Source organism: Erwinia pyrifoliae DSM 12163, from assembly GCF_000026985.1.
GTDB classification, from domain to species: domain Bacteria; phylum Pseudomonadota; class Gammaproteobacteria; order Enterobacterales; family Enterobacteriaceae; genus Erwinia; species Erwinia pyrifoliae.
In genome coordinates this window covers 1,084,831-1,100,247 of the sequence record NC_017390.1, presented here as the reverse complement: position 1 = coordinate 1,100,247, position 15,417 = coordinate 1,084,831, and the positions used below count along the sequence as shown (strand labels likewise).

The following is a 15,417-nucleotide window of genomic DNA, read 5'->3' as shown; positions in this document are numbered from 1 at the left end:
TTGTTATGGATAAGCTATATCCGATCTTGTCTCAAATGAAAACGTCGCTCGGCGAACTGGAAGGGATAATGATTGAAGAGTTCAATCATTTAAGCCGCCCGCAGATTAACCCCGTTTCGCTACAGATATTAACGGATAATAAAAGCCAACTGTTATCGACCATTCATTATTATGATGAACTGCGCCGTAAGGAAGAGGCAGAAATGCATATTTCTGCACCCTACCGTCAGCAGGTAAAACTATTCACCTGCTGGCAGCAATTGAGTGAGAAAGTTGAAAGTACCAAGAAACTCAACCTTAAAGTTGAAGAGCTGCTGAATATGCATATGAAGACCAATCTGCAGATGAAGCAGATCGTCACCACCGTGGGGGGTAACAACAGCCTCTATGGCTCGACGGGAGAATCGCACTCTGCCCCCGTGGGGGGAAGCTATCGTATCAGCGTGTAACCCCAGCCTCTCCTACAAATTATTGTGCCCTTTTGCCAGCTAGCCGCTGGCTTTTTTTTGCCTGAAATTCGCGTTAATAAAGGTCATCACCGCAGCGGGAATAAGACAGCGCATCACCAGGATTTTACACCGGTGAGCAGCTGGGAGATTGAGAACAGCAAAAGTCATGGCAGCGCGGGGAATAAAAAGGACAGGGCAACTCAACGAATGCTGGCGGTAAACGGGGCGGCGTAGGCGTTGCTGACCGCCTTACCTTTGTTAAGCCCCGACATCTCTTCACGCAGCTGGTCAAGCCTGGCGCGCATACGCTGAACCATCAGCGCTTCATTGTTCTGCAAAGTGGTCATAAGCTCGCGGGCGGCAGCCAGCTCTTCCGGACTCAGGGCGCTGCTATCCAGCTGCATGGCCTCATGGAGAAGGTCGGCACAGGGATCCAACGCGGCGATAAACTCATCCCAATGGCCTTCACAACTTAGCACCATCAGCTCATCATGCAGCTGGCTGATGCGCTGCAATTCGGACATCAGCGTCTTATCCATGTTTCACCTGCTTTTTCGCCGGCTCTATCTCTTTCCAGGTATTGGACATATTGGTCATCAGTTCAATCAGCTGCGGCAGCGGTTCGGGGTTCTGTTGCAGGTTAACCAGCAGCAGATTGCGCGAAACATACTCGTACAGGCTCTCCATCTCTGCGGAAATGTTGCCACCGACCTGATGATTTAGCCCGGCGCGCAGGCCGTTGTCGATGATATTAATCGCGCGCGAGATCATCTCTCCACGGCGTGGAATATTGCCCTGCTCAAAATAGATTTTCGCCCGCAGCATGGCGTTGATAGCCCCCTCATACAGCATGGTGATCAGCTGATGCGGCGTGGCGCCAGCCAGCTGACTTTCCAGCGAAATTTTCGCGTAGGCGTTCTGGCCTGATCGGGTATACATAGTGCGTTTTCCTGCCGGGCGCGCAGCCGCGCCCGGCGTCTTATAGCGTTAAAGTCCGGCCAGCATGGAAGAGAGCTGGCTGCTCATGTTGTTCATCTTATTCATCGCCAGATCGAGGCGTTCGAAGTCTTTACGGTTACGCTCCACGGTGGCATCGATCATCTTTTGCACCTGGCTCATGCGCGCACTGACCTGTTTGGTCTGCTCTTCCAGCCCTTTGGTGGTTTGTCCGATGATGCCGGTGGTTTTAGGAATGCTGTCCTTATCGCCGATGTAGGTTTTGATCATCTCCTGTAACTTGTCGGCGATGCCTTCAGATTCCCCTTTGCCGAGGAACAGCGCCTCGATCTCGTCAGGATTGTTTTTAACCGCTTCTTCCAGCTTGCTGCTGTTAATCGTCAGCTTGCCGGTGCCGGCATCTTCGACTTTCACTTCGATCCCCAGCTTCGCCAGAGAAGAAAACACCTGGCTCAGCTGACTGTTATCACTGCCGGTAATGAAACGGATATCGTTGGTCAGGCGGCGCAGCGTACCGTTACCCATCAGCGGGCCGTTGCCGGGATTCGCCTCGCCCTCGGCGTCGTCAGTCGGTGCATTCCACGCGCTGGCGCTGTCGGACGCGCTGATAAAGGCGTTATACAGTTTGACAAACTCTTCGATTGCATCCTTGAATTTACTGGTATCGCTGGTGATCGACAGGTTTTCATAGGCATACTCGCCATCCTTGTCTTTCTCTGATACCTGCTGCAATTCCAGAGTCACCCCTTCAACGGCATCGTTAATGGTATTGCTGCTGCGCTCCAGACGGGTGCCATCGATCACCATAATGGCGTTTTGCGCCTCGGTAACGGTGGACATCGCGTTGCTACCCGCTCCTGGCTGCACATTGGGGTCAAAATCCAGCACTCCGGCCAGCGCGTCATCGCCGCTGACTTCCACGGCGATCTGCCCTTCTTCCCCGGTTTTCTTCGAGGTCATCACCAGCGTGAAGCCGCCCTCTTCGGTCGGTCGCACCGAGGCCGTGACGTCGCCTTTTTCCTGGTTAATCTTTTTGGCGATCTGCTCCAGCGAGGTCTGATCCTTCGCCAGCTCGATTTCCATCGGCTCGCCGTCGCCCACGGTGATTTTCAGCGTTCGCGTATCCACGCTTTGATCGCCCAGATTGCTGGTTTTGTCGGCCTGCGATCCGGTGCCGATTTTATGCGCGCGCGCCAGCTGCTCAACGTAGATTTCGTAGCTGTCCGGCTGGGCGCCCGCCTTGGCGGTGGCCTTAAATGCCTTGTTGGTGCTGACGTTGACGCCGTGGAAGCCGTCCTCGCCCATCTTGCTGATATTGTCGCTCAGTGCCGACAGCGAGCTGGAGATTTTTCCCCACGCCGATACCTGGCCGGTATAGGCCGTTTTACGTTTGTCATAAGGAACCAGCTTCTGCTGTTCAGCCATTTTTATTTGATCGAGCATCGAACTAAAATCGATGGTGCCGCCAGAACCCAGTCCTGGTATTGCAAATCCAGCCATTTTTCTCTCCTGCATATCATATGCAATTTATCATCGTCATTATAGAAATCGGATGTTCTGTTTTTTAGTTTAATTTTTTATCGCGTAGTCAACAATACGCATTGACGGGTATAAGTAGTTTTGTTACCTGTTCTCACATTTAATGATGCAATAAAGGAAAGGCGATATTTTAAATAGAAGAATTAGCGACAAATCTGACTCTATTTCTCATATTTTGAAAAATACGCTAAAAAAATTTCAGTCCTTTTTCATTCCCACCGATAGATAAGTTATGCGCAACAACGGACGCATAAGCTTAATTAAGCCCAACCAATCTACGAGGATATGAATATGGCCCAGGTCATTAATACTAACGCACTGAGTCTGATGGCTCAGACTAACCTGAACAAATCCCAGGCCTCTCTGGGCACCGCGATCCAGCGTCTGTCTTCTGGTCTGCGTATCAACAGTGCGAAAGATGATGCTGCCGGTCAGGCCATCAGCAACCGTTTCACTGCCAGCATCGAAGGCATGACTCAGGCGGCACGTAACGCCAACGACGGTATCTCTCTGGCGCAGACCACTGAAGGCGCACTGAACGAAATCAACGACAACCTGCTGAACATTCGTCGTCTGACCGAGCAGGCGCTGAACGGCACCAACTCAGAATCTGATAAGAAATCCGTACAGGAAGAGATCACCGCGCGTCTGGCTGAAATTGGTCGTATCGCTAAAGACACCGACTTCAACGGCGTAAACGTGCTGGACGGTTCTACTTCTCAGCTGCAGATCCAGATCGGCGCGAAAGATGGCCAGACTATCGGCATCGACCTGCCGGCAATGGACCTGGAAAAACTGGGCCTGGATGGCTACGACGTGACCGGCGCGCTGGCCAGCTCTGGTGCTAAGCCTACGCTGGATGCGGCAGGTACTCCTGTTACTGGCACTGTCACTATTGGCGGAGAAGATATTGCCCTTGATCCCGCAGCAATGACTGAAATTGAACAAGCCGTTGGTGCAGCTAAGGGTGACGTTTCTCTGTACAGCGTTGTTGAAGCGGGTAAAGAAACTTACTATGCCTTTGACTCCACGAAAGGCAAAGCAACCGAAGTCACTCTTAAAGGTGATGGCTCAGGCAAATTGGTTTCAGCTACTGCCGGTAAAGAACTCAGCGCAGTCGATGCCGATATCCTGGTTAACGGCCCAAGCAAGCTGAAAGGCGAAGGCGAAGTGCTGAAAGCCGGTCAGGAAATCGATCTTGGCGGCGCGGCGCATAAACTGACCGAACAGGATATGACCGAAATTGCTACCGCAATGGGTGGCGATGCTTCTTCCGTCGCTAACATGGAGCTTATCGGCCTGACTGATGATGCGGGCAAAGTGTCTTACTACGCGGTTCACACCGATGCGTCTGGCGTGAAAACTGGCGCAGAGATGACCCTGGCTGATAATGCTGGCGCAATCAAAGCCACTAAAGGCACTGACCTGAAAGCTGCGGATATGCAGAAAGTGGGCGAGCTGGCTAACGGCGGCGGCGGCCTGCTGGCAACTATGGACTCCGCGCTGGCACAGGTTGACAGCTTCCGTTCAGGTCTGGGTGCGGTACAGAACCGTTTCAACTCTATTATCAGCAACCTGAACACCACCGTGAACAACATGACTGAAGCGAAATCACGCATCCTGGATGCTGACTTCTCTGCAGAAGTGTCTGCCATGAGCCGTGCAAACATCCTGCAGCAGGCCGGTATCACCGTCCTGTCACAGGCAAACCAGGTTCCTCAGAACGTACTGAGCCTGTTGCGTTAATTGCGCTGATTTAACGCCCTGCCTTCATTCCGGGCTAAAGCCCTCCCTTCGGGGAGGGCTTTTTTATTCCCTGTCGAAATCATCCCGCCAGCAAATTATCGTCCTGGTCAGATTATTCTTCTTCGCTCAGGCTGAATTAAACCTTTCCCGCCGATATCGCTTATTCATCACGCATAAAATGACCTCTCCAATAATGAAGAATAATAATGATACGGGTAACTAGCACGACATATCGCGAAAAATTGTGCATAATAAACAAAGTCTTTTACGGGTTTTTTAGCCCGTTACAGGATGCTATTCAGCACCCTTTTAACAAATACATTAATAGGGGTAAGGCATGCGCGAACCTGCCCGCTATTACCCTGTAAACAATAAGTCTATCATTCATGCCGATCAGGGATAATCTGCACGGACCATTTAATCTATAACTCACTGACACCTGTACTAATAAGATGAGTCCATACAATGGATAACAATATTACCATCGGTGACCTGGTCAGGCTGGACAGGCGCACACGATCGCTATCGCGCACTCATGACGGAAAAAGCGTGATGCTTCCGACCGCTGCCTGCCGCTGCCTGGCGGCGCTGGCACAGGCGAAAGAACAGGTGCTATCTCAAGAGCAGCTAATGGATATTGGCTGGCGACATGCCGGGGTGGAGGTCACCGACAACAGCGTGCGGGTGATGATCACCAAAATTCGCCGGGCGCTGGTCACACTTAAGGTGGACGAGCGCATCCAGCTGATCGCCGTGACGCGCAGCGGATACCGGCTGATCGTACGCGCGGATCGGCCTGGCGCAACGGATCTTTCCGCAGCAAAACGTGGCGTACAGGCTGCCCGCATCCTGCCCGCAGCGGGGGGCGATGCGTTGCCCGTTATCGCCCCCCGCTCCCGGTTACAACGACGCATCGCGGCTGGCGGGGCGGGGCTGGTTTTGGGCAGCTGCGCGGTGGCGGTGACCGGCTGGCTGCTGACCATCGATCCCGTGCCGGTACATTATATCCGCTGGTACGATGGAAAAGCGCCTCCCCAGAGTGAAGTCTGGGTACCCGAGAAAGCTCAGCCAGAGAAACAACAGGTCATCCAGACGCTGCAACTCTATACGCAGTTTGCGCTAAATAAGGAGGGGGATATCAATGCGGAACATGCCCGTTATCTCTATATAACGACCGGCAAATCCAGCCCTCATCTGGGCCTGATAGCCTGCGTCACCCCGCTGCGGGACTCGGAGAACAACTGTGAATCGTACTCTTTTACATACCGTTAAGTCGCCCACCGTTCTGCTGTTTATTGGCGGGTTTTTACTGCCGATTGCGGCCTTTCTGCTGAAAGAGATGATGTTCTTTCCGCTGAAGGCCAGCTGCGTTGCCCCACAGGCCTGGTATGAAATCAGTGATAACAAGAACTGGACGCTGACGCGCGGCATTTACCGTTTTTATCGTGAAGGTCTGACGCAACGGCGCGTGATCTACACCGGCAGTATCAACCACTATGTTAACGGCGGCAGGTCGCTCCATCCTGTCGCGGTGCTGCGGGAAGTCACGCTCAGCACCACCATCAGCGGCAACCGACTGCACAGCACCGTGCTTCAGCAAAGCAGCAGGCTGGGCGATCAAAGCAGCAATGCAGACGTGGTGAAATATGTTTTCCCGCATATCGTTCCTGGTGAAACCAGTATCAACGCGGTTTATCTGCTGGACGGTAAAGCGCTGGCCATTGGCAGTGCCAGCAGCGCACGCACGCTGTGCATAAACTAAAGGATCGGGCGTTATTACGCTGAATTAGCGCAATCGCCGAGCGCTGACCAGGACAATGCCGGGGGATAAAAACCGCTAAGATAGCGCGATATTTTAGCTTCATAACGGGAATCAACAAGATGAAGAGGTTTAATCCCGGTTATTACACCGAAGAAGAACTGAAAGACTTTGGCATCAAAACGGCAGGAACCAACGTGCGTATTGCACGCAACTGCACCATTGTTGGCCTGGCTAATATCAGTATTGGCAGCAATGTCAGAATAGATGGTTTTTCCACCATCATTGCGCCAACGGCAGGATGCCTTAACATGGGTTCACATATTCATATCGGTGGATACAGCACGATCCTCGCCGCTGCCGGGGTGGAAATGCATGACTTTTGCGGTTTGTCCCAGGGGGTTAAAATCTATAGCAAAAGCGATGATTACAGCGGTGAGTTTATGACTAACCCAATGGTGCCGGCACATTTGACTAACGTCACCAGCGGCACGGTGGTCATTGGCCGTCACGCGATAGTTGGCGCACAGTCGATCGTGCTGCCGGGCATCTGCCTCGCCGAGGGCACCGCCGTGGGTGCCAACGCATTAGTCACCAAAGATACGCTGGAGTGGTCAATCTACTTCGGGTCACCGGCAAAAAAAATCAAAAATCGCAAACGCAATCCGTTAAGCCTTGAGAAACTGCTGTAACCCGCCCGGCGGCGGTTCAGCCGCCGGTGGATCACGCGTTGGCCGAATGATAACGGATAATCTGCACGATGCGCGCGATCGTCTCCTCTTCCAGCCCCGGATAGAGCGGCAGACAAATAACCCTCCCGGCCGCCCGGTGCGCATTTAACAGGTTTTCCGCCTGCGCCCCTGGCACATCTTTATACATATGAAAATGGCTGATCAGCGGGTAGAAATAGCGGCGCGGTATAATATTGTGTGCGATCAACGCCTGATACAACTGGTCGCGGCTAAGTGCATATTCTGCTTCGACCACGATGGGAAAATAGGCATAATTCCATTTAATCCCGGCGGGGATAGCCGGCACGGATATGCCGCCGATCTGCGCCAGCCCTTGGCGGTACTGCTGGTCGCTGGCGGCGCGTTGGGCGATGGCACAGTCAATATGCTTAAGCTGTAGCAGCCCGTAAGCCGCCTGTAGCTCATTCATTTTACCGTTGATGCCCGCTGCCACCACGGTGGTTTCATCGGCAATACCAAAGTTTTTCAGCAGGTCGATACGGCGCTTCATGCTGGCGTCATGACTGATAATCGCCCCGCCCTCAATGGTGTTAAACACCTTGGTGGCATGGAAACTGACGACGGAGAGATCGCCCTCCAGCAGCACGCTGCGCCCCTGTTGCTGCACGCCAAAGGCGTGGGCGGCGTCATAAATCACCTTCAGACCATAGAGATCGGCTATCTGCCCGATACGTGCCGTGTTGCAGGGAACGCCATAGCAGTGCACCGGCATAATCGCCGTGGTACGCGCGGTAATGGCCTGCTCCAGCTTTTCCGCATCGATATTAAAACCGTCCGCCTCGGTATCGACAAACACCGGAGTCAGACCGTTCCACAGCAGGGAGTGCGCGGTGGCGACAAATGAGTAGGGCGTGGTCAGCACTTCCCCGCTGACGCGCAAAGCCTGCAAGGCAGTCAGCAGTGCAAGGGTGCCGTTGGAAAACAGGCTGATATGCTGAACGCCAAGATAGTCCGCCAGCGCCTGCTCCAGCTGCTGGTGGCAGGGGCCGTTATTGGTTAACTGCTGGTTGTGCCAGATTTGCTCCAGATAGGGAACAAACTCCTCCAATGGTGGCATCAGCGGGCGGGTAACGTAGATTTTTTTATCAGATTGCATCTGGCTTATCCCAGCGGTGCGCGTCGGCAATCGACAGGGGGGCAGGCGGCTGCCCGGCAAGATGGCGCTGCCAGACCGCATCAATCATCTGCTCAAAATAATACGCGTTGTGGCTGTGCGCATTTTCACGCTGCGCGATACGCGCCCTCATTGACCGGCGAATCGCATCAAGCGCCTGGTAGCGGGAGTTCCATGCAATCACCTTTTGCGCATACTCATCCAGGCTGTGACAGACAAACTCGTCGAGATTAAGGGTTTTCATCGCCATCGCCGTGGTGCGTGAGACGGCGGAACCTTCAATGGCGGTGATCAGCGGCACGCCCATCCACACGGCGTGCTGCGCCGTGGTGCCCGCCGAGTAAGGATGGCTGTCCAGCAGGATATCAACCTCTTGATGCATTGCCATGTAGGCGGCAAAATTTTGTTTGCTGCGAAATGCCAGCTGTTCAGGCTTTACGCCGCGCCGGGTCATTTCCGCCAGGTAGCGATCGCTCATCTGCTGGTCGGCCATAAAACCAAACAGCAGACGGGCATCCGGCAGCGCCAGCAGAATGTTTGCCCAGCAATCAAGAAGTTCCGGGGTCAGTTTTTGCGGACGGTTGAAGTTGCCCAGCGTCAGGTGGCCGTTTTTCAGTGCGGGTAACGGATTGATAGCGGGCGCTGTGGCATAGTACTCAAACAGTTTCGCTGAAGGCAGGGAAACCAGTTTTTCACTGAAGATGCTGTCCAGCTCGCCGGGTTCCGCCATGCCGTGATAAACAATGTAGTAATCCATCTCCTGCAGGCCGGTGGTGCCGACAAAGCCAATCCACGACATCTGGATCGGGGCCGGCTTCAGCGCAAAGCTCAGCAGCCGGTTACCGTTGGTAAAACCAGAAAGGTCGATCAGTACATCAATGCCGTCTTGGCTAATCTGGCGCGCCAGCTCTACGGCATTCAGGGCGGCAACGTGGCGGAATACGCTGGCGGAGGACTGATAACCTTCGGTCACCGCATCCTCTTTGCCCGTGGCATAGGCATAAAGCTCATAGCGCTCGCGGTTCAGAGTTTTCCATACCGGCCAGACAAAATGATGCACCGGATGAGAATTCAAATCCCCGGAGACAAAGCCAATACGAATTTTCTCGCGCTCATCGCGCGGTTGCTGCAGCCTGTTTGTCGGCATCACGGCGCGCGCCCAGCGCTGGGCTAACTGACCGAATTGGCGGTGGGCAAGGAATTTTTCCTCTGCCGTCAGCGCCGCATCGTGCGACAGGATAAATACATACATTGCCTGAGCATTCGCGCGGGTGAAGGCCGATAACTGCCCCTTCAGCGCCTTCCGGCACAGCGCTTTGGCTTCTTCCAGCCGCCCGGTGTGACTGTACAGCGTCGCCATGCGTAACATATTGATGGCGTTATCCGCATCCCGCTGTATCGCCTTCTGCAGGCAGCGCTCTTCCCGCGCCAGGTCGTGCGCCGAATTGTAGAGACCGGAGAGTTTCAGCCACAGTTCGCTATTGGCGTCGTCCAGCTTTAGCAGATGATGAAACAGGATTTTCGCCAGCGGCGACGTGCTGTCCTGACTGGAGACGATGCTCGCCAGCAGAGTGATGGCCGGCAGGCAATCGCCGTTCAGGGCGAGTCTTTTCATCGCCACGCTTGATGCCGTAGCGTAGTCGCCACATTTGTTAAAGGTGGCCGCAGCCAGCAGCAGGAAAGTAGCGTCGTCCGCATGCTCTGCCAGCAGTGCGGTAATAGCTTCTTTAGCCTGAGTCATGTAGCCCGCGTTGAGTAGCTCTTCGGCCTTGCGCGCTTTTTTAGGATTAACCGTTTCAACAAGTTTTGCCGCGCGTACCACCTGCTGTTGTGCGCTGGTCAGCATTCCCCCGGCGCTTTCGGCGCTGGTCGCCAGCAGATAAGCGCGCATACAGCCGTTCAGCAGGGCCTGATCGCCACAGGAATAGATACGCTGCCAGAAGCGCGACCAGCTTAATGCATCACCGCTCAGCAGACCTTTACCGGCCAGGGCAAGGGCGAGTCTGGCATCCTGTTCATTTTCAATGGTCAGTCCACGTTGCCAGAGCGCATGCTCCTGCTGCTTAAAAGCCAGACGCTCCCCCCACCAGTTGGTACGCACACACAGGGCTGCATCGCCTGCCTCGGCTTCGCTGTAGGTGCAGATCGGCTGCAACTCTTGCGCGGCGGCACTGTTGTAGGGGGAGGGCGTGCTGCTCAGATACAGCGACGGCTGTTTATTAATAAACAGCGTTTGCAAGGCGGCCAGCATGACTTCGCGATGATCGTCAGGGCTTTCCGGCTCCAGGGTTAGCCGAATAAGCTGCTCCGTGCTCAGGCTGCGCGGCCAGGCGGCACTTAGGCAGTCAAGAATGCGGCGGATCGCCGGATGGCTGGCGTCCACTTTTTCGCCATAGCGGGTGATGCGCACATGTTCATCATCCCCCGGCATACAGCTGGCCGCCCAGTGCATAATTGCCAGCTGGTTAAGGTCAGGCTTATCGCTAAAGGTCTGCGCTGATTTCTGTGCCACCAGCAGGCTGAAACGCTCACTGCGCATCACGGCAAAATCGAGGTACTGCCGCAGCTGTAAAGGGTCGCTGGCAGGGGCAACGGCCTGTTGCAGCATGGCAACCTTATCGCCATAGTACTCTGCCATCTCGTACTGCGGCACCACATCCCCCAGCAGCTGCAGCTGTTCCGCATTGACGCGTACGGCAAAGTCGCTAAGCAGGCAAGCATCCTGATTGTCTTCCAGGAACTGGCCCAGCAGTTCGGCATCGGTTAACGTCAGCGCCCTGCCCGCAGCCTGTTTCAGCGCGCCGTCAGCCTCGCTCATTTCTATAAACGACAGCATCCCCCTGGCGCTGGCCAGCCACTCCGGTTCCGTCTGTGCAGGGCGGCAGTGGTAAGCAATCGCCTGGCGCAGCTGTTGCTGCGTGCGCGCTCCCGGCTGGGTGCTCCAGCACAGGGCGATCACGCCATCCGGGCTTAGCTGGCGCCGGCACCAGTTAATGAGCGCGCTGCGTGCGTGAGCGTCCAGCATGTTGTACATGGAAGGGATAATAATATAATCGAATTTCCCCACCTCAATGGACAACAGATCCTGCAATCCCAGGCAGTAAAAGTGCAGATTATTCAGCGCTGCTTCCTGCGTCTGGCGTACGCCTTCAGCAATGCGTCCGGCATCAATATCAATACCCACGCAGATACTTTGCGGATAAGCCGCTGCGTGACGGAGTAAATTGCCGCCACCTGCACAGCCCACTTCTAAAACAGAGGCCGTGCTGATATCCACGCTGGTAAAACGATACAGGCACGCGGCCGAGGCAATGGCCGCCGGGGAATAATGCCAGGAAGCATATAAAGTATTCACGAGGGATCCTGATTAATATTTCTCTGGCTGCGTTCAGCCGCGATAAATGCCTTGCGGCTAATTAAAGAAATGGAATTGATTTTGGTTATTCTAACACCCGTAGTAACAGGGCTAATTACCAATAAGCCGACAAAAATAGCAACAAATAAGGGGCTATCTTATTCAGGCCAGCGCCGATATCAGCGCGGTGAGATTGTCAAATACGGTGGCCATCAGTTTTTCGATAAAGGGCGCCAGCGTCTGCGAAATAAGCGACAGTGCCACCATGCCCACGGTGAGCGTTAAAGGAAAGCCAATGACAAATATGGAGAGCTGCGGGGTCAGGCGGTTCAGTAATCCTAAGGTAAAGTTAATGCACAGTAGCAGCGAAATAATCGGCAGCCCCAGCATCAACCCTTCGCGGAACACCAGCCCGGCCTGCTGCACCAGCAGGAACAAGCCGCCGTTATGCAGCGGGGCAGCGTCAACCGGCAGCTGGTGAAAACTTTCTGCCAGCAGTGCAATCAGCCACAGATGACCGTTGAATACCAGAAACAGCAGCGTCACCAGCAGATTAAGAAAGCGGGCAATCACCGGAACGTTACCGGCGCTGGGATCGAAGAAGGTAGCGAAGGACAGCCCCATCTGCATACCGATGATTTCGCCCGCCATACGCACCGCCACGAATAAAAGCTGCATCGACAGCCCTAAGGCCGCGCCGATCAGCAGCTGTTTACCAACGGCCCAAACGCCCTGAAACGAATAGAGTGCAATATGACTGTCCGGGATATTGCCGCCAATCAGGGCAGCTATCAGCAGCGCCAGCCCAACGCGCACGCGGGTATTGACGCTTTTTTCACTGAACACCGGGGCGACGGTCAGCAGCGCGGCAATGCGCACCATCACCAGGAAGTAGTGACCGAGCTGATCGTATATCTGCGGCAGCGGAAGGGAGAAAGCCATCAGCCAATAACGAACGGAATGTTGGTGAGCGTCAAACGGGTATATTCAATAAAATTGCGCATCATCCACGGCCCCAGCACCACCGCCACCCCGATAATCACCAGAATTTTCGGGATAAAGGTCATAGTCATTTCGTTAATCTGCGTGGCAGCCTGCAGAATACTGATAATCAGGCCGGTGGCGAGTGCCGCCAGCAGCAGCGGCCCGGCCACCATCAGGCCGAGTTTAATCGCCTGGATACCAAGGGCCATTACGCTTTCAGGTGTCATCAACGTTACCTAACTGTAGAAGCTCTGTGCCAGCGAACCCATCAGCAGCTGCCAGCCGTCAACCAGCACGAACAGCATCAGTTTGAAAGGCAAGGCGATGGTCGCCGGAGGCACCATCATCATCCCGAGCGCCATCAAGATACTGGCGACCACCAGGTCGATAATCAGAAACGGAATAAAGATAGTAAAACCAATCTGGAAGGCGGTTTTCAGTTCGCTGGTGACAAAGGCCGGCACCAGAATGCCGAGCGGCACCTCTTCCGGGCCTTTAAATTCACCGGCTTTGGCAATTTGCGCAAACATCGCCAAATCATTTTCCCGCGTCTGATCCAGCATAAAGGCACGCAGCGGCTTTACGCCCTGCTCCAGAGCGACTTCCATGGTGATTTTGTCTTCCTGCAGTGGCTGCCAGGCCTGCTGGTATATCTGATTGAATACCGGCGACATCACGTAGAAGGTGAGGAACAGCGCCAGACCAACCAGCACCTGATTGGGCGGAGCCGTTGGCGTGCCGAGGGCATTGCGCATCAGCCCCAGCACAATAATGATGCGGGTAAAACCGGTCATCATCAGTAATACTGCGGGTAAAAAGGTCAGCGAGCTAAGCAGTACCAGCGTTTGCACCGGCAAAGTCCAGCCGCCATTGCCCTGCGGGCTGGCCAGGGTGATGTCGCTGTTGGCCGCCAACGCGCCAACGGCAGACAGCATGCCCGCGACCAGCAACAGCGCGCGCAGCAAGGTACGGTGCTTCATAGCGCCCCCCCTTTGCCATATTTCTGGCGCAGTTTGCTGAGTAACGCCGGGAAATCAGCGACGGGCTTCGCCTGCATATCCTGTTCTGCCTGAGCGGGTTTTTCCATGCTGCTAAGGCAGGCGATCTGCGTTGCCGTCACCCCCAGCACCAGACGACGATCCTCGACGTCAATCACTACCACTCGCTCGCGCGTGCCGAGCGATTTAGTGGCCACCACGGTTATCAGACTATGACCGTCATTAAAGCGGCGGGTTATGCCACTGCGACGGGCCAGCCAGGCCAGCGCGACCATAAAAAGCACGATTAACGCCAGCGCGCCAGATACCGTAAGCAGCACGGAATCAGACGCGGGCGATCCGCCCGTGGGTGCGGAATGAATGATTGACGACGAGGTTTTCATTATCTGCTCAGGCGATGCATACGCTCAGAAGGGGTAATAATATCGGTGATACGAATACCGAATTTATCGGAAACCACCACCACTTCCCCTTGGGCAATTAAATAGCCGTTAATTAAGATATCCAGCGGTTCCCCCGCCAGGCCATCCAGCGCAACGACCGAACCCTGGCTTAAACGCAGCAGCTCTTTAATGGTCATTTTGGTACGACCCAGCTCTACGGTCATTTTTACCGGGATATCGAGAATTAAATTTAATTCATCAGAAATATGTGGTGCGGACATAGCTTGCGTCATTCCCTCTGAGGTCTGTTCGCTCATCGCCTCAGCCCCCAGGTCATTTACAGCTGAACCCGACGAGAGTTTATTGTCGCTCATGGGGAAATTATTCCTTATTTAACGAATGTAATGCTGAAGGGATCATCTGCTCTACTTTCAGAGCAAATTGATTGTTAACTGAGCCATATTTTGCCGTAAACACCGGCACGCCACCCACGCTGGCGGCGATCAGCTCTGGCTTATCGAGTGGGATGACATCCCCTTTCTTAAACTTCATCACGTTAGTCAGACGGGTTGGCACGTCGGGGAACGTTGCCACCAGCTCCAGCTCGGTTTCCCGCATCTGGCTGACCAGCAGGCCACGCCACTGAGTATCTTCCTGGCCGGAGTTTTCCATCGGCGGGTTACTCAACAGCTCGCGTAACGGTTCGATGGAGCTGAACGGAATGCAAATATTGAACTCACCCTGATGCGAACCGATTTCGATGGAAAACGGCGTCGTTACCACCACATCATTCGGTGAAGACGTAATGTTGGTAAACTTGACCTGGATCTCAGAACGAATGTATTCGGTCTTGATTTTAAATATCGTGCTCCAGGCAAACTCATACGCCTCCTGCGCCATCGTCAGCATGCGATGAATGACCCGCTGTTCAGTCGGGGTAAATTCACGCCCGTCCGCTTTGGTGGGAAAACGCCCGTCGCCACCAAATAAATTGTCCACCGCCATAAATACCACGCCGGGGGAAAAAGCCATCAGCGAGGTGCCGCGCAGCGGATTCAGGTGCAGCAAATTCAGATTGGTTGGCACCGGCAGATTGCGTGCGAACTCGTGGTAAGGCTGAATTTTAATATTCCCGGCGGTAATATCCGGGCTGCGACGCAGTAAATTAAACAGTCCCATACGAAACTGTCGGGCGAATCTCTCGTTGATAATTTCCAGCGAGTGCAGACGTTCACGGATCACCCGCCGCTGGGTATGCGGGTCATAGGGCTGCGCTTCCCGAGTGACAGAACCGGACTGCTCTTCAACCTGACGATCGTCACCGCCGTCAGCGTTAAGCAGATGATCAATTTCAGCCTGGGATAAAAAATTATCAGACATA

General features: G+C 54.3%; 16 protein-coding genes. 5 read left to right on the top strand and 11 right to left on the bottom strand.

Annotation, left to right across the window (positions count from 1 at the left end; all coding sequences use genetic code 11):
* The first annotated feature begins 5 nt into the window (after nucleotides 1-5).
* A complete protein-coding gene (locus EPYR_RS04905) occupies nucleotides 6-449 on the top strand; it encodes a flagella synthesis protein FlgN (protein ID WP_012667308.1) in 444 nt (147 codons plus the stop codon).
* Nucleotides 450-649: 200 nt separating this feature from the next.
* Here the strand turns inward: EPYR_RS04905 and EPYR_RS04900 are convergent, their stop codons facing one another.
* The 3 genes from EPYR_RS04900 to fliD are packed head-to-tail and all read right to left on the bottom strand — an operon-like array spanning nucleotide 650 to nucleotide 2,906.
* A complete protein-coding gene (locus EPYR_RS04900; RefSeq protein ID WP_012667307.1) occupies nucleotides 650-988 on the bottom strand; it encodes a flagellar protein FliT in 339 nt (112 codons plus the stop codon).
* Nucleotides 981-1,388, bottom strand: a complete 408-nt coding sequence (gene fliS, locus EPYR_RS04895) for a flagellar export chaperone FliS (protein WP_012667306.1) — start codon at nucleotides 1,386-1,388, stop codon at nucleotides 981-983. Before fliS ends, EPYR_RS04900 begins: the two co-directional genes overlap by 8 nt.
* A gap of 48 nt (nucleotides 1,389-1,436) precedes the next feature.
* Nucleotides 1,437-2,906, bottom strand: a complete 1,470-nt coding sequence (gene fliD, locus EPYR_RS04890; RefSeq protein ID WP_012667305.1) for a flagellar filament capping protein FliD — start codon at nucleotides 2,904-2,906, stop codon at nucleotides 1,437-1,439.
* A gap of 330 nt (nucleotides 2,907-3,236) precedes the next feature.
* Between fliD and EPYR_RS04885 the strand changes: the two genes are divergently transcribed.
* From EPYR_RS04885 to EPYR_RS04870, 4 genes are all read left to right on the top strand, one after another.
* The gene (locus EPYR_RS04885; RefSeq protein WP_012667304.1) at nucleotides 3,237-4,691 is read left to right on the top strand and encodes a FliC/FljB family flagellin; all 1,455 of its coding nucleotides are present in this window, start codon (nucleotides 3,237-3,239) and stop codon (nucleotides 4,689-4,691) included.
* Between the two features lie 465 nt (nucleotides 4,692-5,156).
* Entirely contained in the window at nucleotides 5,157-5,963 is an 807-nt protein-coding gene (locus EPYR_RS04880) for a winged helix-turn-helix domain-containing protein (protein WP_012667303.1), read from the top strand.
* Nucleotides 5,935-6,453 (top strand): hypothetical protein, encoded by a 519-nt coding sequence (locus EPYR_RS04875; protein ID WP_014538644.1) that lies wholly within the window; start codon nucleotides 5,935-5,937, stop codon nucleotides 6,451-6,453. Before EPYR_RS04880 ends, EPYR_RS04875 begins: the two co-directional genes overlap by 29 nt.
* A 119-nt stretch (nucleotides 6,454-6,572) precedes the next feature.
* A complete protein-coding gene (locus EPYR_RS04870) occupies nucleotides 6,573-7,142 on the top strand; it encodes an acyltransferase (protein ID WP_012667301.1) in 570 nt (189 codons plus the stop codon).
* Between the two features lie 31 nt (nucleotides 7,143-7,173).
* On the opposite strand, the gene EPYR_RS04865 is transcribed toward EPYR_RS04870, so the two are convergent.
* From EPYR_RS04865 to fliM, 8 genes are all read right to left on the bottom strand, one after another.
* Complete coding sequence (locus EPYR_RS04865) at nucleotides 7,174-8,298, bottom strand: DegT/DnrJ/EryC1/StrS family aminotransferase (RefSeq protein ID WP_012667300.1); 1,125 nt, start codon at nucleotides 8,296-8,298, stop codon at nucleotides 7,174-7,176.
* Nucleotides 8,288-11,671, bottom strand: coding sequence for a bifunctional class I SAM-dependent methyltransferase/glycosyltransferase (locus EPYR_RS04860; RefSeq protein ID WP_012667299.1), 3,384 nt, complete (start codon nucleotides 11,669-11,671; stop codon nucleotides 8,288-8,290). Before EPYR_RS04860 ends, EPYR_RS04865 begins: the two co-directional genes overlap by 11 nt.
* Nucleotides 11,672-11,833: 162 nt before the next feature.
* Complete coding sequence (fliR, locus tag EPYR_RS04855; protein WP_012667298.1) at nucleotides 11,834-12,613, bottom strand: flagellar biosynthetic protein FliR; 780 nt, start codon at nucleotides 12,611-12,613, stop codon at nucleotides 11,834-11,836.
* Nucleotides 12,613-12,882: a flagellar biosynthesis protein FliQ gene (gene fliQ, locus EPYR_RS04850; RefSeq protein ID WP_012667297.1), complete on the bottom strand. Its 270-nt coding sequence runs from the start codon at nucleotides 12,880-12,882 to the stop codon at nucleotides 12,613-12,615. Before fliQ ends, fliR begins: the two co-directional genes overlap by 1 nt.
* Before the next feature lie 9 nt (nucleotides 12,883-12,891).
* Complete coding sequence (gene fliP, locus EPYR_RS04845) at nucleotides 12,892-13,635, bottom strand: flagellar type III secretion system pore protein FliP (protein WP_012667296.1); 744 nt, start codon at nucleotides 13,633-13,635, stop codon at nucleotides 12,892-12,894.
* Complete coding sequence (fliO, locus tag EPYR_RS04840; RefSeq protein WP_012667295.1) at nucleotides 13,632-14,036, bottom strand: flagellar biosynthetic protein FliO; 405 nt, start codon at nucleotides 14,034-14,036, stop codon at nucleotides 13,632-13,634. Before fliO ends, fliP begins: the two co-directional genes overlap by 4 nt.
* On the bottom strand, nucleotides 14,036-14,410 hold the full coding sequence (gene fliN, locus EPYR_RS04835) for a flagellar motor switch protein FliN (protein WP_012667294.1): 375 nt from the start codon (nucleotides 14,408-14,410) through the stop codon (nucleotides 14,036-14,038). The genes fliO and fliN overlap by 1 nt, the downstream gene beginning before the upstream one ends.
* 7 nt (nucleotides 14,411-14,417) lie before the next feature.
* On the bottom strand, nucleotides 14,418-15,416 hold the full coding sequence (fliM, locus tag EPYR_RS04830; protein WP_012667293.1) for a flagellar motor switch protein FliM: 999 nt from the start codon (nucleotides 15,414-15,416) through the stop codon (nucleotides 14,418-14,420).
* Nucleotide 15,417 lies beyond the last annotated feature (1 nt).